This window comes from Euryhalocaulis sp. (assembly GCF_013911995.1).
GTDB classification, from domain to species: Bacteria; Pseudomonadota; Alphaproteobacteria; order Caulobacterales; family Maricaulaceae; genus Euryhalocaulis; species Euryhalocaulis caribicus.
Genome location: NZ_JACESD010000001.1, coordinates 80,420 through 96,411, shown reverse-complemented (window position 1 = coordinate 96,411; position 15,992 = coordinate 80,420). Strand labels below are relative to the sequence as shown.

Below are 15,992 nucleotides of genomic sequence, written 5' to 3'. Positions count from 1 at the left end.
GTTTGCTAAGGAACGCGGCCGATTACTCGGCGTCGTCCAGTGAACGCACTTCCACCTCGCCGATATTCAGCGCGCGGATCGGTTCCTCGATCTGTTCGCGGTCGCCAATGATCATCCAGACAAGCTGGTCCGGCTTGACCACTTCCTCGGCCGCGGCGCCCAGATCTTCGAGCGTCAGCGCCTCATAGGTCGGCTTGATCGTCACCGGATAGTCCAGCGGACGGTTCAGCGTGTGGCTGGACATCAGGCTGCCGAGCACCGCGCCGCCGGTTTCATACTGGCCGGGCAGGGCGCGCGTGTTGTTCTTGACCACGCGGGCCAGTTCCTCGGAGGTGACCGGACGGTCGGTGGTGACGCCCATCAGCTCGTTCCGCAACTCGGTGATTGAGTCGGCGGTACGGTCTGTCTGAACCGGGGCGTAAACCATGAAAGGCCGCTGGTTCGTGGCGCCGGAGATGAAGGTATAGGCGCCATAGGCCCAGCCCTTGTCCTCACGCAGGTTCATGTTGACCCGTGCGCTGAACTGACCGCCCAGGGCGTCGTTCATCGCGCTGATTGCCTCGTTGTTCTCGGCGGTGCCCGGAGGGGCCAGCTCGCCGGCGAGGATCATGGTCTGCGGCGAACCCGGACGGTCCACGATGATCACGCGGCTCGACTCAGGATTTGAGACGGTCGGGACGTCCTTTTCAGGCTTGGCCGATTCCGGCGCGGCCCAGCTGCCGAACTCGGCTTCCAGGACCGGCTGGATTTCTTCCATCGTGGTGTCGCCCACCACGAAGATCGTGGCGTTGTCCGGACGCAGCCAGGCGTCTTTGTAGGCGGCCAGATCCTCCTTGGTGAAACCGGAAACCGCCTCGGTCGTGCCGGAGCCGGTGAACGGAACGCCGTAAGGATGCCCGTCGCCATAAATTTCCGGCGGCAGCAGGCGTAGCGCCATGCCGACCGGCTGGGCTTTCTCCTGCTCGATACCGGCCAGCGTGATGCCGCGCACCCGCTCGAGTTCATTCTCCGGGAAGGTCGGGTTCTTGATGATCGTCCCGGCCAGCGAGACCGTCTCTTCCAGATTGTCCGTCAGGGCGGAGAAGGTGACGGTGGAGGAGTCGAGATTGGAGCCTGAGGAGAATTCCGCCCCCAGATCTTCCAGAGAGGCGGCGATATCCAGCGCCCCCATCTCTCCCGCGCCTTCGTCCAGCATGCTCATCGTGAAGCTGGAAAGCCCGGTCTTGTCCGCGCCCATTACGGTGTCGGAGGCATAGCCGGCGTCGAACCGCACCGCGATATCAACCTGCGGAACCGCGTCGCGGCGGGCAAAGATCACGTTGATGCCGTTGGAAAGCTCGGCCTGCTGCACGTCCGGCCATTCAAGATCCGGCGTGGTGTTCACCTGCGGCAGGGCGGAACGGTCGGCCCCGTCCTCGGCCACCTGATAATCCCCGAACGGGGTCACGGTGATCTGGTGGAAGCCGTTGGAGATCCACTCATTCGCGGCGGATTTCACGTCAGCGGGCGAGGCTTCGTTCTGCCACTCCAGGCGGGTTTTCCAGAACCCCGGATCGCCGGCATAAACCTCGCTCTGAGCCAGCGTAACGGCTTTGCCGCCGAAGCCGCCAATCTCTTCCAGACCGCGCACGGTGCTGGCGTTATATTTGGTCTTGGCGCGCTTCAGTTCGTCCGCCGTGGGGCCGTTCGCCAGGAAGTCGGACACGATGTCGTCGATCATCGCGTCGACTTCTTCGGGATCCTGACCCTCTTTCAGAGTCACCTGAATTTCGAAGAAGCTGGCCTGTTCCTGCTCCTGCAGATAGGCCACGGCATTGTTGGCGACCTGCTTGTCATAGACCAGCTCCTTGTAGAGCCGGGAATTCTTGCCGTTGCCCAGAACCATTGCGGCCAGGTCCAGGTCCGCCGCGGTTTCGGTGGTGCGGCCCGGCGTGACCCAGGTGCGGTAGATACGGGCCTGCGGCACGCGGTCCTGCATGGTCTGGAACGTATCGCGCTCGCGGACCGGCACGTTCTGCTGGCCTTTCGGGATCGGGTCCCCGGCCAGCGCGGCGCCGAAATAGGTCTGCATCTTCTCGCGGACTTCATCGACGGTGATGTCGCCGGCCACGACGACCACGGTGTTGGTCGCGCCATAGTATTTCTTGAACCATTCCTGCGCGTCTTCCAGCGAGGCGTCGGTCAGGTCCTGCATCGAACCGATCGTGGAGTGACGATAGGGGTGGCCTGCGGGGAACAACGCCTCCAGCTGTTCATACTCGACAAGGCCGTAGGGCTGGTTGTCGCCCTGGCGCTTCTCGTTCTTCACCACGTCGCGTTGTTCGTCCAGCTTCGCCTGGTCCAGCGCCGGAAGCAGATTGATCATCCGGTCGGACTCCATCCACAGCGCCATGTCGACGGCGGTGGTCGGAACGGTCTGGAAATAGTTCGTGCGGTCGAACCAGGTCGTGCCGTTCATGCCGGTCGCGCCGACATCCTCGAACGGGCCGAAATAGTCCTGATTATAGTTTTCCGACCCGTTGAACATGATGTGTTCGAACAGGTGCGCGAAGCCGGTCTTCCCGTCCGGCTCGTCGCCGGAGCCGACATGATACCAGACGCTGACAGCCACGACCGGCGCCTTGTGGTCTTCGTGGACCACCACGGTCAGGCCGTTATCCAGGGTGAATTTCTCGAACGGGATATCCACGTCCGGAATTTCGACATTGGCTTCCGCGGACTTGTCGCCGCGCCTGGCGCGCTTTTCGGCCTTGTCGGGCGCCGCGGCGTTGTTTTCGGCCTGCGCGGCGTTGTCGTTGGATGTATTGGCGGCGAGATTCTGGTCGTCGCAGGCCGCGGCCAGCAACAGAACGCTTCCCGCGATTCCGGAAAGACAGATAGATTTGAACATGATCAAGGGACCCCCAGCTGATCGGACACGATAGTCGGGCGGCATTTGAGCGCGGGTCAGGCCCGCCCCGCAAGGGGCGGTTGCAAATCTTACAAAGGTTTAAGCTTGGCCGGCGCGAAGGCGCACAGGCCTGACTGGCGCAGGCTTCTTGCCGCATGGGCGGCCCTCTGATAGCGAACAGGCTCCTTACCTCATGCAAATCACGAAAAGCGGGACATGTCGGTCACCAAAGACGAAGTTCGCCACATCGCCCATCTCGCGCGCCTGCGCGTGTCCGAGGATCGCCTCGACACGCTGGCCAGCGAGCTGAACGGAATTCTGGACTGGATCGAGCAGCTCGACGAAGTCGATGTCGAGGGCGTCGAGGCGATGACCACGGCTGTCGAATCCTCGCTGCCGATGCGGGAAGACAAGGTCACGGCGGCGGGCGACCGCGACGCCGTCCTGAAGAATGCGCCGAAGTCCGAAGAGGGCTTCTTCGTCGTGCCGAAGGCTGTGGAATGAGCAAGCTGATCGAATTCACGCTGACCGAGGCGCTGGACGGTCTCGAAAAGGGCGAGTTCACCGCGCGGGAGCTGACCCAGGCGCATCTGGACGCCATTGGCGCCGCCGCGCCCCTGAACGCGTTTATCACCGATACGTCGGAGCGCGCGCTCAGCATGGCCGACGCCAGCGACGAGCGCCGCAAAAAGGGTGAGGCGGGCCTGATCGAGGGCGCGCCCATCGCCGTGAAGGATCTGTTCTGCACGGTCGGCGCGCGCACCGCGGCGGCCAGCAATATCCTTGGCGAATTCGACCCGCCATATGAGTCCACGATCACCGCCAATCTCTGGAAAGAGGGCGGGGTTATGATCGGCAAGGTGAACATGGACGAATTCGCCATGGGCTCGTCCAACGAACACTCCCGCTACGGCCCGGTCGTCAGCCCCTGGCGGCGCGACGGCAAGGACGACAAGCTGGTCCCCGGCGGCTCCTCCGGCGGCTCGGCGGCGGCGGTCTCCGCCGATCTCTGCCTTGGGGCGCCCGGGACTGATACCGGCGGCTCCATCCGCCAGCCCGCGGCCTTTACCGGCATTGTCGGCGTGAAGCCGACCTATGGCCTGTGTTCGCGCTTCGGCGTGGTGGCGTTCGCCTCCTCGCTGGATCATCCGGGTCCGCTGGCCAAGACGGTGGAGGATTCCGCGATCCTGCTTCGCAGCATGGCCGGGCACGACAAGAACGATTCCACCTCTCTGGACGTGGAAATCCCGGATTACGCGGCGGCCGTGGGCCGCTCCGTCAAAGGCCTGAAAGTCGGCGTGCCGGCGGAATATCAGGTCGACGGCATGCCGGACGAAATCCGCGATCTCTGGAATCAGGGCGTGGAGTGGCTGAAGGAAGCGGGCGCGGAATGCGTCGACGTCTCCCTGCCGCACACAAAGTACGCGCTTCCGGCCTATTATATCGTCGCCCCGGCGGAGGCCTCCTCCAACCTCGCCCGTTATGACGGTATGCGCTATGGCGCGCGGGTGGAGAAGGACGGTCTGGTGCCGACCTATGAAGCGACCCGCGGCGAAGGTTTCGGGGCGGAGGTCCAGCGCCGCGTTCTGATCGGCACCTATGTGCTCTCGGCCGGTTATTACGACGCCTATTATCTGAAGGCCCAGAAGGTGCGTCAGCGCATCCTGCAGGACTTCCGCGATACGTTCGAAAATGTCGATGTGCTGCTGACCCCGGCCACGCCCTCGGCCGCTTTCGGGTTTGGCGAGCGCGACGCCGACCCGATCCAGATGTATCTGAACGATATTTTCACGGTGACGGCGAACCTGGCCGGCGTTCCGGCCATCTCGGTCCCGGCCGGGCTGGACAATCAGGGCCTGCCGCTGGGCCTGCAGCTGATCGCTCCGGCGCTGGGCGAGGAGACGATGTTCGCCGCTGCCGGCGCGCTGGAAAAAGCCGCGAACTTCTCGGCCAAGCCGAAACGCTGGTGGGAGTCCGCCTGATGGGCTCGGCGCTCGAAAACGCTCCGAAGATTTCCGGGTCTTCGATCATCACCGGCGCGATCCTGCTGATCGCGGGCGTGCTGATCGTCACCGAAAAGGTCGATGCGCCGATGGCGCTGGGCATCGTGATCAGCGTCATGGGCCTGTTCGGCCTGCTGTTTGGTTTCACCGTCTCCGCCGCCCGGCGTCTGGTTTCTGCTTTTAAAGAAGATCAGTGAGCTCAAACAATCTTATCCGCGAACACGGTGATACCGTTATCCTCAAAGGGTGGCGCAACGTCACGCTGGTCAATATTGGCGCAGTGCTAATTCCTGCGCTTGGCGGTATCGGGTTGTTATTGGCTGGAAGCTGGTGGACCTGGGTTGGATTCGTACTTTTAGTCTTCGCCATTTACGGCGCATGGACGATCTATCGGAGCTGCATCGTAGAGGTCGAGTTTCAGGCTGATCGCGTCGTTATCTCAGGCACCGACTTTCCACGTGGTGACATTGAGAAATTTGTAGGGCGTCGGTTCAATGATGAAGTTGGAATTGATGACAAACCGGGTTCGTCCGTCCTGTGTCTGAAAACCTCGGCGGGAGAGGAAATTTCAATAATAGCAATGAGCCAACACGCGGAAATCGATCAAATCGCTTCAAACCTCAATCAGAGATTAGATTCATAATGTCTGCCTCGAATTATCTCATCCCCGGCGCCACCGGCGACTGGGAAATCGTTCTGGGCCTTGAGGTCCATGCGCAGGTCGCCTCGACCGCCAAGCTGTTCTCCGGCGCCTCGACCGATTTCGGCGCGTCGCCCAACACCCAGGTCGCGCTGCTGGACGCCGGCCTGCCGGGCACGCTGCCGGTCATCAACGCCAAATGCGTGGAGCAGGCGGTCCGGACTGGTCTGGGCCTGAAGGCGCAGATCAATGAATGGTCGCGCTTTGACCGCAAGAATTATTTCTATCCCGATCTGCCGCTCGGCTATCAGATCAGCCAGTTCGCCCACCCCATCGTCGGCGAAGGCGAGATCGACGTGGAGGTCGAGGAAGGCGAGTGGATCAAGGTCGGGATCGAGCGACTGCATCTGGAGCAGGACGCCGGCAAGTCCATTCACGATCTGGACCCGGCCTCGACTTATGTGGACCTCAACCGCGCCGGCGTGGCGCTGATGGAGATTGTCTCCAAGCCGCACATGCGCTCACCGGCGGCGGCGGCGGCCTTCGTGCGCACGCTGAGGGAGATCCTGCGCAGCCTCGGCACCTGCGGCGGGGATATGGAGAAGGGCCAGATGCGGGCCGACGTGAACGTCTCCGTCTGCAAGCCGGGCCAGTATGAGAAATTCCGCGAGACGGACGATTTCTCCCATCTCGGCACGCGGTGCGAGCTGAAGAACCTTAATTCCATGCGCTTCATCCAGCAGGCCATCGAGTACGAGGCGCGCCGTCAGATCGAGATCATCGAGGATGGCGGCAAGATCGACCAGGAAACCCGCCTGTTCGACACGGTGAAGGGCGAGACCCGCTCCATGCGCTCCAAGGAAGAGGCGCACGACTACCGCTATTTCCCGGACCCGGACCTGCTGCCGCTGGTCCTCGACCCGGCCTGGATCAAGGAAATCCAGGAGTCGCTGCCCGAGCTTCCCAACGAGAAGCGCGAGCGGTTCGAGAAGGATTACGGCCTTTCCGCCTATGACGCCGCCGTCCTGACCTCCGACACCGACCGCGGCCGTTATTACGAGGCGGTGGTGGAAACCGGCGCGGACCCGAAACTGGCCGCCAACTGGGTGAATAACGAACTTTATGGCCGCCTGAACAAGGAAGACGTGGATATCGCCGACTCCCCGGTCTCGGCGGCCCAGATCGGCGGCGTGATCAAGCTGATCACCGACGGCACGATCTCCAGCAAGGCGGCCAAGGACGTCTTCGAGATCCTTTGGGAGAAGGGCGGCGACCCGGCCGAGATCGTCGAGCGCGAGGGTCTGAAACAGGTCTCCGACACCGGCGAGCTGGAAGCCATCGTCGACAAGATCATCGCCGAGAACCCGGAACAGGCCGAGCAGGTGAAGGAAAAGCCCAAGGCCATGGGCTGGTTCGTCGGTCAGGTCATGAAGGCCTCCGGCGGCAAGGCCAACCCGCAGGCGGTGAACGAAATTCTCCGCAAGAAGCTGGGGGTTTAGGGTGACGCGGCGCCTCGTCGTCGCCATCACCGGCGCCTCCGGCGCGGCCTTTGGCGTGCGTGCGCTCGAGGCGCTTCAGGGCGTGGACGGCGTGGAGACGCATCTGGTTGTCTCCAGGGCTGGCGCGTTGACCGCTTATTCGGAACTCGGGCTGGAGCTGAAAGACCTGAAGGCGAAGGCCAATGTTGTCTATGACAATAACGATATCGGCGCGGCCATCGCCTCGGGTTCGTTTGTCACCGACGGCATGATTATCGCCCCGTGCTCCGCCAAGACGCTGGGCGCGCTGGCCAACGGTCTCTGCGATAATCTCGTCGCCCGCGCCGCCGACGTGATCCTGAAAGAGCGCCGCCGTCTGGTCATGCTGTTCCGCGAGACGCCCCTGCACCTGGCCCATATCCGCAATATGGAGGCGGTGACCGAGATGGGCGCCATCGTCTATCCGCCGGTGCCGGCCCTCTACGCCAGACCCGACAGCATAGAGACGATGGTGGACCACACGGTCGGCCGCGTCCTCGACCTGTTCGATATCGACGCGGACATGGTCAATCGCTGGTCCGGGGTGCGCGGCCAGTGAGGGATTTCGTCTTTCAGGCCGCCGATATTCCGTCCGTCGCGGTGAAGGGCACGGGCGCGCGGTTTCCCGTCCGCCGTATCTTCTGTGTGGGAAAAAACTACGCCGCGCACGTGGCGGAAATGGGCGGCGACGCCAAATCCGATCCGCCGGTTTTCTTCACCAAGCCCGCCGACGCGGTCGCCCCGTGCGGCGCCGATATTCCCTATCCAACGGACACGGACGACCTGCATCACGAGGCGGAACTGGTGATCGCGCTGGGGCGGGGCGGAGCGGACATACCGGCCGCCGAGGCCGCCGCAAAGGTGTTCGGCTATGCCGTGGGCGTCGATCTCACACGCCGCGACCGGCAGGCCGAGGCGAAAGCCAAAGGCCGTCCCTGGGACGTCGCCAAGGCGTTCGACAACTCCGCGCCCATTTCCGATATCGTCCCGCTGGCCGAAACGGGCCACCCGTCCTCCGGCCGCATCTGGCTCAGCGTCGACGGCGTGTTGAAACAGGACGGCGATCTCAGCGCCATGATCTGGTCCGTGCCGGAAATCATCGCCGCGCTGTCGCGCAGCTTTGAACTAAAACCCGGCGACCTCGTTTTCACAGGTACGCCGGAAGGCGTCGGGCCGATCGCCCGGGGGCAGCGGGTCGAAGCGGGCGTCGATGGCGTCGGCGAACTCGATTTCCGTATAATCTAGTCATTCATCGCCGCGCGGCGTTACCCGCGGGCGTTCAACGCCCGGACAAGGGCCTTTGAAGGAGACCGCGTGAGTAAGGAAAAACCGACAGGCCGATGCATTGTCACGTACGGGCGCAGCCTTATTGCGCTCGAAATCGCCCACTCCCTCGCCGAGCGCGGGGTGGAGGTGATTGGCTGCGACGACGTCGACCTGACCGTCATGTCCTTCTCGCGCGATGTGAAGAAGAATTTCGTCCACGCGCCGTCGGATTCAAAGCCCGAAAAATTCCTCGACGATCTCGAGAAATATATCCGCAAATACACGCCGGAAGACGACATTCCCTATGTCCTCATCCCGGCCTTCCGAGATATCCAGCTGATCGCCGAGAATCGCGACCGGTTCGATCCGCTGATCAAGGTCGCCGGCCCGACGGCTGAGATGATCTCCAGAATTCACCCCAAGCAGAACCTGGCCCGCACGGCGGAAAAGCTGGGCGCGCACGCGCCGCGCAGCATCGAGTTCAATGACCGCGAAGGCCTGGACGAGGCCGCGGAAGAGCTGGGCCTGCCCTTCCTGATCAAGCCCTTCGACGGCGTCGGCGGCCGCGGCGTGAAGGCGTTGAAAACCCAAGCCGCGCTGGAGGAGCACTGGAAGAAGAGCGCCAGGGTCTATGAGAAGGGCGGCCTGGCGCAGGAACTGGTCGAAGGCGACGATTACTGCCTTGCCGTCCTATTTCAGCATGGCGAGCTGAAGGCCCATATGGCCTATCGCAACATCATGAAAATGCCCGCCGAATCCGGCGCCGGCATCATGCGCGAGACGATCGACGACAAACCCTTCCTGGAAACCGCCAAGGCGGTGCTTGGCCCGATCAGCTGGCATGGCGTTGCGGAAATCGATTTCAAATGGAACGGGCAGGCAGGTGCCGAACCTTCCATGATCGAGATCAATCCGCGCTTCTGGATGGGCATTTTCCATTCCATCGAGTCGGGCGTCGATTTCCCTTGGCTGCTTTACGAGATGACGGTGAAAGGCGAGGTGCCGGAGGCGCCGCTGGCGACGGTCGGCAAGCGCACCAAGGCGCCGGGCGTCTGGCTGCTCTCCGCCATTCAGGACATTGCCTCGTCCGACGTGCATTTCAGCCAGGTCAAGGATGGCTGGAAGGAGGCAATGTCCTCCGCCAAGGACCGCAAGATAGTCGAGGCGCTGAAGAAATTCGGCGCATCGCTGGGCAAGGTCACGGACATAGAAAGCGCCCGCAAGCACCTGAAAAAGGCGATGGAGGACGCGGACGAGGCGCAGGTGGAGCTGTTTTCATCGCGCGATCCGTTCGCCAGTCTTGGCGTGCTGTTCGTGCTCGCCTCGCTCGTCCGGCACGGAAAGCTGCCGCCGGAACTGACCTATAAGTGATTTTGAAGTGACCGCGCCGCCCCTGTCCGACCGCCCGCTGATCGGGGTCACAAAGCCCAGCCGGGCCGATAATCTGGCCTATGCCTGTATCTGGGCCGGGGTCTGGCTTGCCGGCGGCCGGCCGGTGCGCCTGACCGCCAGCAAGCCGCGCCGAAAATGCGCTTTGCGGGGGCTGGTCCTGGGCGGGGGCACGGATGTCTTTCCAGGCCTCTATGACGCCAAGCCGCGCGCCGGCTACGCCTATGACCGCAAGCGCGACGAGATGGAGATCGAATGGGCGGAACGGGCGGAACGCGCCAATATCCCGGTGCTGGCGATCTGCCGCGGCGCGCAGATGATGAACGTGATGCGCGGCGGCACGCTGTTCGCCGATGTCGCCAAGTCGTTCAAGGACGTGGATTACCCCAGCACGTTCCTCGGCCATGTATTCTACCGCAAGACGATCCTGATCGAGGACCAGACCCTGTTGCACGACGTGCTGGGGGATGAGGACCGCGTGAACTCCATGCACAAACAGGCCATCGCGGATCTGGGCAACGGGCTGGAAGCCACCGCGCGCGAACGCAATGGCGTTATTCAGTGCATCGAGGACCGCGAGCGGAACTTCTATATGGGCGTGCAGTTTCACCCGGAGTTCCTGCTGCACCGTTCCCGCTTCCGGGGTATCTTCAATGCACTGGTCACCGCGGCCGCGCATAACCCGACCGAAGTGACGGAAGACAGCTAGGCTTCCGCTTTGAATTAGTTTCATTTGAAACTATCTATGGGGCGACGATAGATTCACCGGCACGGAGTTTAAGGTCATGGCGAAGAAGTGGATCCCGGCCAGCCGCGTGGAGGGCGACGCCTCCCGTCAGGCGCACGCCGATTTCCCCGAAGGCACGTATGAGCGGGAAATCTCGAAAGAGGGCTTCTTTGGCCCCGCCGCCTTCCTCCACCACAAGAATCCGCCCACGGGCTGGACCGATTTTGAAGGCCCATTGCGCCCGCGCGCGTTCAACCTGATCGGCGTCAACGATTCCCCGAATTCCCCGTGGAACGCGCCCGTCGTCCTGCACAATAACGCGACCGAGATGCGTTTCTGGAAGCTGGACGCGCCGATGGAAATGCTGGCGCGCAACGCCGATGGCGACCAGCTCCTGTTCATCCACAAGGGCGAGTCCGAGCTTTATTGCGATTACGGCCATCTGACCGTGCGCCCCGGCGATTATGTCTATCTGCCGCGCGGCACGATGTGGCGGCTGGACCCGTCAGAGCCCAACGCCATCCTGATGATCCAGGCGACCAACACCCATTTCACCCTGCCGGACAAAGGCCTGGTCGGCCCGCACGCCATCTTCGACCCCGCCATGCTGGACGCCCCGGAAATGGACGAGGCGTTCAAGGCTCAGCAGTCGGACACGAAAGGCTGGACCGTTCAGGTGAAGAAGCGGAACGCGGTCAGCACCATCACCTTCCCGTTCAATCCGCTGGACGCGGTCGGTTGGCACGGCGAACTCGCGCCCGTGCGCCTGAACGTGAAGGATATCCGGCCGCTGATGAGCCACCGCTACCACCTGCCGCCCAGCGCCCACACCACCTTCCTGTCCGACCGCTTCGTGGTGTGCACCTTCGCGCCGCGCCCGTTCGAGACGGACCCCGGCGCCCTTAAAGTGCCGTTCTTTCATAATAACGACGATTACGACGAGGTATTGTTCTACCACGCCGGAGACTTCTTCAGCCGGGACAATATCGACGCCGGAATGATGACCTTCCATCCGTCCGGCTTTACCCACGGTCCGCATCCCAAGGCGCTTAAAAACATGTTCAAGCCCACCAAGGACGCGACAGACGAATACGCCGTCATGGTCGACACCCGCGATCCGCTGGAGGTTGGCGAAGGGGCGGCGTCCGTGGAAAACCATGAGTATGTGAATAGCTGGAAAGCAAAGGACTGATCCGATGAAACGCATCCTGCTTACCGCCGCCGCCCTGACGCTCGTCACGCCCGTGGCTACGGCCGCGCAGGATTTCGAGGCTTCGAACGATGGCGTGACCATCCAGGAATGGACCGTCCCTTACGAGAAATCCCGCCCGCGCGACCCCTTTGCGGCCAGCGCGGACGAGGTCTGGTTCGTCGGACAGCGCACCGGCTATCTGGCCAGCCTGAACACCGGAACCGGCGAATTCGAGCAGGTGGACCTGGGCGAGGGCGCCGGGCCGCATAACCTTGTCGTCGCAGAGGATGGCGGCGTCTGGTACGCCGGCAACCGCCGCGCCCATGTCGGCCGCTACGACCCGGAGAGCGGCGAGATCGAGAAAGTCGCCATGCCGGACGAAGCGGCGCGCGACCCGCACACTCTGATCTTCGATGACGCCGGCGATGTCTGGTTCACCGTTCAGGGCGGCAACAAAATCGGCAAGCTGACCGTCGCGGACCGGGGCGTCCAGCTGATCGACGTCCCCACGGAAGGCGCGCGTCCCTATGGCATCAAGACCGCGCCGGACGGCACGGTCTGGGTCGCCCTGTTCGGCACGCACAAGCTGGCCTCCATCGACCCCGAGACCATGGCCCTGACAGAGCATGACCTGCCGCGCGAGGAGGCCCGCCCCCGCCGTCTGGAAGTCACCGATGACGGCCGCGTCTGGTATGGCGATTACGCTGGCGGGAAGCTCGGCGTCCTCAACCCGGACAGCGGCGAATTCACCGAATGGGACCTGCCCTCCGGCGCGGAATCCCGCCCCTATGGCACGGCGATGGACGCCGACGGCAATATCTGGGTGTTCGAGACCGGCGTGGAGCCGAACCGTCTGGTCGGCTTTAATCCCGAAACTGAAGAGTTCTTCGCTTCGGTCGAGGTTCCTTCCGGCGGCGGCACGGTGCGCCACACGCATTATCACGCCCCGACGGACACGATCTGGTTCGGCGCGGACACCAACACGATTGGCCGCGTCACCTTTGACTAGGACAATCTTTCTCACGGCGTTGCTCACGCCCGGGCTGGCCTTTGCCTTTCCGGACGGCGCGCCGTGGGATGCTCTCGCCAATCCGGGCGAGGCCTGCGCCCAGTGCCATTTCGGCGAGGACCCGGTGGAAGAGTCTCCAGCTCTGAGCCTGTCCGGGCTGGAGGGCGGCGCGGTTGCGGGCGAGACCTATCTCGTCAGCCTCAGCTTCGCTCCTCAAGACGCGGAAATTGTAGGATTTCTCGCCAGCATGCGGAATCAGGATGAGGGCGCCGCGGGCGTAATATCGTCTGATAATGAGCGCGTTGAGGGCAGTGACGCCGCGGCCCGCTCCACGCTGGAGGGCGCCGCGCTCGAAAATGGCGTGGCGGAGTGGTCGTTCCACTGGCGCGCCCCGTATGCGCCCGGACCTGTGACTCTCAGCGTAGCGGCCAATGCGGGGAACGGCGACGCCTCACAATTTGGCGATATGGTTCACCTGAAAAGTATCGATCTGGACGTTCAGAAAAAATAAGGGCGGCGGACCTTGAGGTCTGCCGCCCTTGCTGGCTGTTGCGGGGGAATCCGCAGCTTAGTTGTCTTGCATGGCCTCGATGTCATCGTGGAGGGCGTCAAGACGGCGTTCGCGCTCGTTCAGCCGGCGCTCACGTTCTTCCAGGGCCTGTTCCCGCGCCTCCATGCGCCGCTCCATGGCGTCTAGACGGCGCTCCATTTCCTCGGTCATGCGGGCCAGGGCCAGTTCACGCTGCTCGGCGGCGCCTTGCAGATGCGGGCCGCCGGTCGCCTCCAGACGTTCCAGCGCCTGCTCGCGGCGCTCATGGGCCTTTTCCATGCGCAGGCGGACCCGCTCCATGTGCGGCTCCATCTCTTCCATGCGCTTCATGGCGATTTCGATGCGCTTTTCGGCGTGTTCCGGCAGGCCCTCGCTGGAAAAGCGATAGGCGTAGACATGGCGGTCGCCATCTTTGCGTGCGCGTTCGATATCGGCGCGGGCGCGCGCCATATCCTCTTCAGCTTCTTCCATGGCGCGCTGAATCTCGATGCGGATTTCGCCTTCATCGAAGTCCTCAACTTCAGCCATTGCGCTGGCGACTTCACGCTCGATTTCGTCGAAATCTATGGCATCGACCTCGGCTCTGGCCGCCGCAATTTCGCGTTCGATTTCTGCGTGATCAATGGACTCCGCCGCCGCCATCGCGGCTTCGATTTCCGCATCCACGCGGGCGCGGTCCCACTGAACGGCCTCGCCATCCACGGTCACGTCCCATTCGCCGCCGTCCTCATTGCGCATCACGATCACGCGGTCGCCATCATCGATCCGGCGAACCGTGACCTCTTTGGCGTTGTCCAGATCAATCACGCGGGCATGGGCTTCGTCATCGACCACGACGACCCTGTCACGGGGAGCGGTGCTTTTAAGGCGCTCCACATGCACCCGGCGCTCTACGCGCGGGGCTTCCGGCGCGCCTTCCAGCCGGCTCTCAAATTCCGGCTGGCCGGTATCGGGATCAACAAAGCGGGCTTCGGGCGTGGCCTGGGCGAAGGCGTAGCCGCCGGCGGCCATTCCGGCGCAAAGCGCGGCTGCGGAAACGAGTTTTTTCATGGCGGACAAAGCTCCCCAAATCTCCTGAATTACTTGTCCAAGAGTGCGGGAGAGGGCCTTGAACCGGCAAGTTAATTCGCCGCCATCTTGCCGAAACCTTACGGTAAGTAAGGCTAGGGAGAGCGAATAGACATCGGCCTGCGGCTCGGATAGACACCCGCATCGAACCACCGGCGGCCAAGGGCCATCCTGCCTTGCTCTTCAACAGCCCCGTCTATCTGTTCCTTTTCCTGCCCGCTGCGGTTCTCGGCTATTACGCCGCGCGCCGGTTCGCGGGGCTGGGCGCCGCCGTTATCGTGCTGCTGGCCGCCTCGCTGTTCTTCTATGGCTACTGGAAACCGGTCTATCTGCTGCTTCTTGGCGGCTCGATCCTGGTGAATTTCTATCTTGCCCGGCCTGTCGCACAGGCGGAAAAACCGGCGCGGCGATGGTGGCTGACCGCCGCGATAGTCTTCAATCTGGGACTGCTGGGCGTTTTCAAATACGCCGGATTTTTCCTCGACTCGGTGGATATGGCCGCGCCGGGGGAATTCCCTTCCGTCGAAATCGTCCTGCCGCTGGCCATATCCTTCTTCACATTCCAGCAGATCGCCTATCAGGTGGACGCTTATAAGGGGCTGGTGACGCCGGCCTCGCTGCCGCGATACGCCCTGTTCGTGTCGTTTTTCCCGCAGCTTATCGCGGGGCCGATTGTCCATCATAAGGAGATGATGCCGCAATTCGGCGCGCAAACGCGCCGCGGCGAGACGCTGACCAATTTCCAGGTGGGGCTTTTCATCCTGATTATCGGCCTCGCCAAGAAGGTGATCCTGGCCGATGGCGCCGCGGAATACGCCTCGCCCGCTTTTGCGCAGGCCGAACGCGGCGCGCAGGTCGAGTTCTTCCGGGCCTGGATCGGGGCGCTTTGCTATTCGGGACAGATCTATTTCGACTTCTCGGGCTATTCGGATATGGCCGTCGGGGCGGCGCGTCTGTTCGGAATCCGCCTGCCCACGAACTTCTTTTCGCCCTACAAGGCGACCTCTATCGCCGATTTCTGGCGCCGCTGGCACATCACTTTGTCGCGGTTTCTGCGCGACTATCTGTACATTCCGCTGGGCGGAAACCGGCGCGGGCAGGTGCGCCGATACGCCAATCTGATGACCACAATGCTCCTGGGCGGGCTCTGGCACGGGGCGGGTTGGACATTCGTTTTCTGGGGTTTCCTGCACGGTTTCTACCTGGTTCTGAACCATTTCTGGGACTGGTTGAGGCGAAAAGCGCCGGTTCTGGCCGCGGGAGAGGGGCATTTCGCGCGCAAATTCGCCGCCTGGACGGTCACAATGCTGGCGGTAATCGTCGCCTGGGTCTTCTTCCGCGCGGAAAGTTTTGGCGGCGCCATGACCATGCTGCAGGGCATGACAGGCCAGAACGGCGCGGTTCTTCATCCCTCCGTGGCGCGCATGTTCGACCCGTCAGGCCTCCTTTCGGGGCTGGGCGTCAGGGTTGGCGGCCGCGGATTGCCGGCCGCGGAGTTCATTCCGGGGCTGGTCTATGCCGTGGCGATGCTGCTGATCGCTGCGCTGGCGCCGAACATTTATCAGATCACCCGCGCCAATCAGCCGACAATCGATTACCCTCAGCACGCGCGCGACACCCGCGCGCCGCTCTGGCGGCCGACCATTGTCTGGGGCGTGTTCGCGGGCGCTGTCGCCATGCTGGCCGTCGCGAAAGTTTTCAGCGCCGCGCCGTCCGAATTTCTCTATTTTCAGTTCTGACC

General features: G+C 63.0%; 15 protein-coding genes. 13 read left to right on the top strand and 2 right to left on the bottom strand.

The features are described 5' to 3' along the window. Positions 1-22: 22 nt before the first annotated feature. A complete protein-coding gene (locus H2040_RS00490; protein ID WP_287153347.1) occupies positions 23-2,890 on the bottom strand; it encodes a M16 family metallopeptidase in 2,868 nt (955 codons plus the stop codon). Between the two features lie 216 nt (positions 2,891-3,106). On the opposite strand from H2040_RS00490, the gene gatC reads away from it, so the two are divergent. The 12 genes from gatC to H2040_RS00430 all read left to right on the top strand — a co-directional run bounded on the left by gatC (position 3,107) and on the right by H2040_RS00430 (position 13,144). Further along, positions 3,107-3,394, top strand: coding sequence for an Asp-tRNA(Asn)/Glu-tRNA(Gln) amidotransferase subunit GatC (gatC, locus tag H2040_RS00485; RefSeq protein ID WP_022698967.1), 288 nt, complete (start codon positions 3,107-3,109; stop codon positions 3,392-3,394). Then, complete coding sequence (gene gatA / locus H2040_RS00480) at positions 3,391-4,872, top strand: Asp-tRNA(Asn)/Glu-tRNA(Gln) amidotransferase subunit GatA (RefSeq protein WP_287153344.1); 1,482 nt, start codon at positions 3,391-3,393, stop codon at positions 4,870-4,872. Before gatC ends, gatA begins: the two co-directional genes overlap by 4 nt. Further along, on the top strand, positions 4,872-5,090 hold the full coding sequence (locus H2040_RS00475; protein ID WP_287153342.1) for a hypothetical protein: 219 nt from the start codon (positions 4,872-4,874) through the stop codon (positions 5,088-5,090). The genes gatA and H2040_RS00475 overlap by 1 nt, the downstream gene beginning before the upstream one ends. Beyond that, a complete protein-coding gene (locus tag H2040_RS00470) occupies positions 5,087-5,536 on the top strand; it encodes a hypothetical protein (protein ID WP_287153341.1) in 450 nt (149 codons plus the stop codon). The genes H2040_RS00475 and H2040_RS00470 overlap by 4 nt, the downstream gene beginning before the upstream one ends. Beyond that, on the top strand, positions 5,536-7,032 hold the full coding sequence (gene gatB / locus H2040_RS00465; protein ID WP_287153338.1) for an Asp-tRNA(Asn)/Glu-tRNA(Gln) amidotransferase subunit GatB: 1,497 nt from the start codon (positions 5,536-5,538) through the stop codon (positions 7,030-7,032). Before H2040_RS00470 ends, gatB begins: the two co-directional genes overlap by 1 nt. Position 7,033: 1 nt before the next feature. Continuing rightward, complete coding sequence (locus tag H2040_RS00460; protein ID WP_287153336.1) at positions 7,034-7,609, top strand: UbiX family flavin prenyltransferase; 576 nt, start codon at positions 7,034-7,036, stop codon at positions 7,607-7,609. Further along, positions 7,606-8,295 (top strand): fumarylacetoacetate hydrolase family protein, encoded by a 690-nt coding sequence (locus H2040_RS00455; protein WP_287153334.1) that lies wholly within the window; start codon positions 7,606-7,608, stop codon positions 8,293-8,295. The genes H2040_RS00460 and H2040_RS00455 overlap by 4 nt, the downstream gene beginning before the upstream one ends. 69 nt (positions 8,296-8,364) lie before the next feature. Next, positions 8,365-9,687: a carboxylate--amine ligase gene (locus tag H2040_RS00450; protein ID WP_287153332.1), complete on the top strand. Its 1,323-nt coding sequence runs from the start codon at positions 8,365-8,367 to the stop codon at positions 9,685-9,687. Positions 9,688-9,694: 7 nt separating this feature from the next. After that, entirely contained in the window at positions 9,695-10,414 is a 720-nt protein-coding gene (locus H2040_RS00445; RefSeq protein WP_022699233.1) for a gamma-glutamyl-gamma-aminobutyrate hydrolase family protein, read from the top strand. Positions 10,415-10,490: 76 nt separating this feature from the next. Next, positions 10,491-11,624 carry a homogentisate 1,2-dioxygenase gene (locus H2040_RS00440; protein WP_287153329.1) on the top strand — a complete coding sequence of 378 codons (1,134 nt, stop codon included), beginning with the start codon at positions 10,491-10,493 and terminating at the stop codon, positions 11,622-11,624. A gap of 4 nt (positions 11,625-11,628) precedes the next feature. Then, complete coding sequence (locus H2040_RS00435; protein WP_287153327.1) at positions 11,629-12,633, top strand: Vgb family protein; 1,005 nt, start codon at positions 11,629-11,631, stop codon at positions 12,631-12,633. Next, entirely contained in the window at positions 12,626-13,144 is a 519-nt protein-coding gene (locus H2040_RS00430; protein ID WP_287153325.1) for a choice-of-anchor V domain-containing protein, read from the top strand. Before H2040_RS00435 ends, H2040_RS00430 begins: the two co-directional genes overlap by 8 nt. 57 nt (positions 13,145-13,201) lie before the next feature. Here H2040_RS00430 and H2040_RS00425 read toward each other — a convergent pair whose 3' ends face one another. Further along, positions 13,202-14,233, bottom strand: a complete 1,032-nt coding sequence (locus H2040_RS00425) for a coiled-coil domain-containing protein (RefSeq protein ID WP_287153322.1) — start codon at positions 14,231-14,233, stop codon at positions 13,202-13,204. 194 nt (positions 14,234-14,427) lie between these two features. Between H2040_RS00425 and H2040_RS00420 the strand changes: the two genes are divergently transcribed. Next, a complete protein-coding gene (locus H2040_RS00420) occupies positions 14,428-15,990 on the top strand; it encodes an MBOAT family O-acyltransferase (RefSeq protein ID WP_287153320.1) in 1,563 nt (520 codons plus the stop codon). Positions 15,991-15,992: the final 2 nt, after the last annotated feature.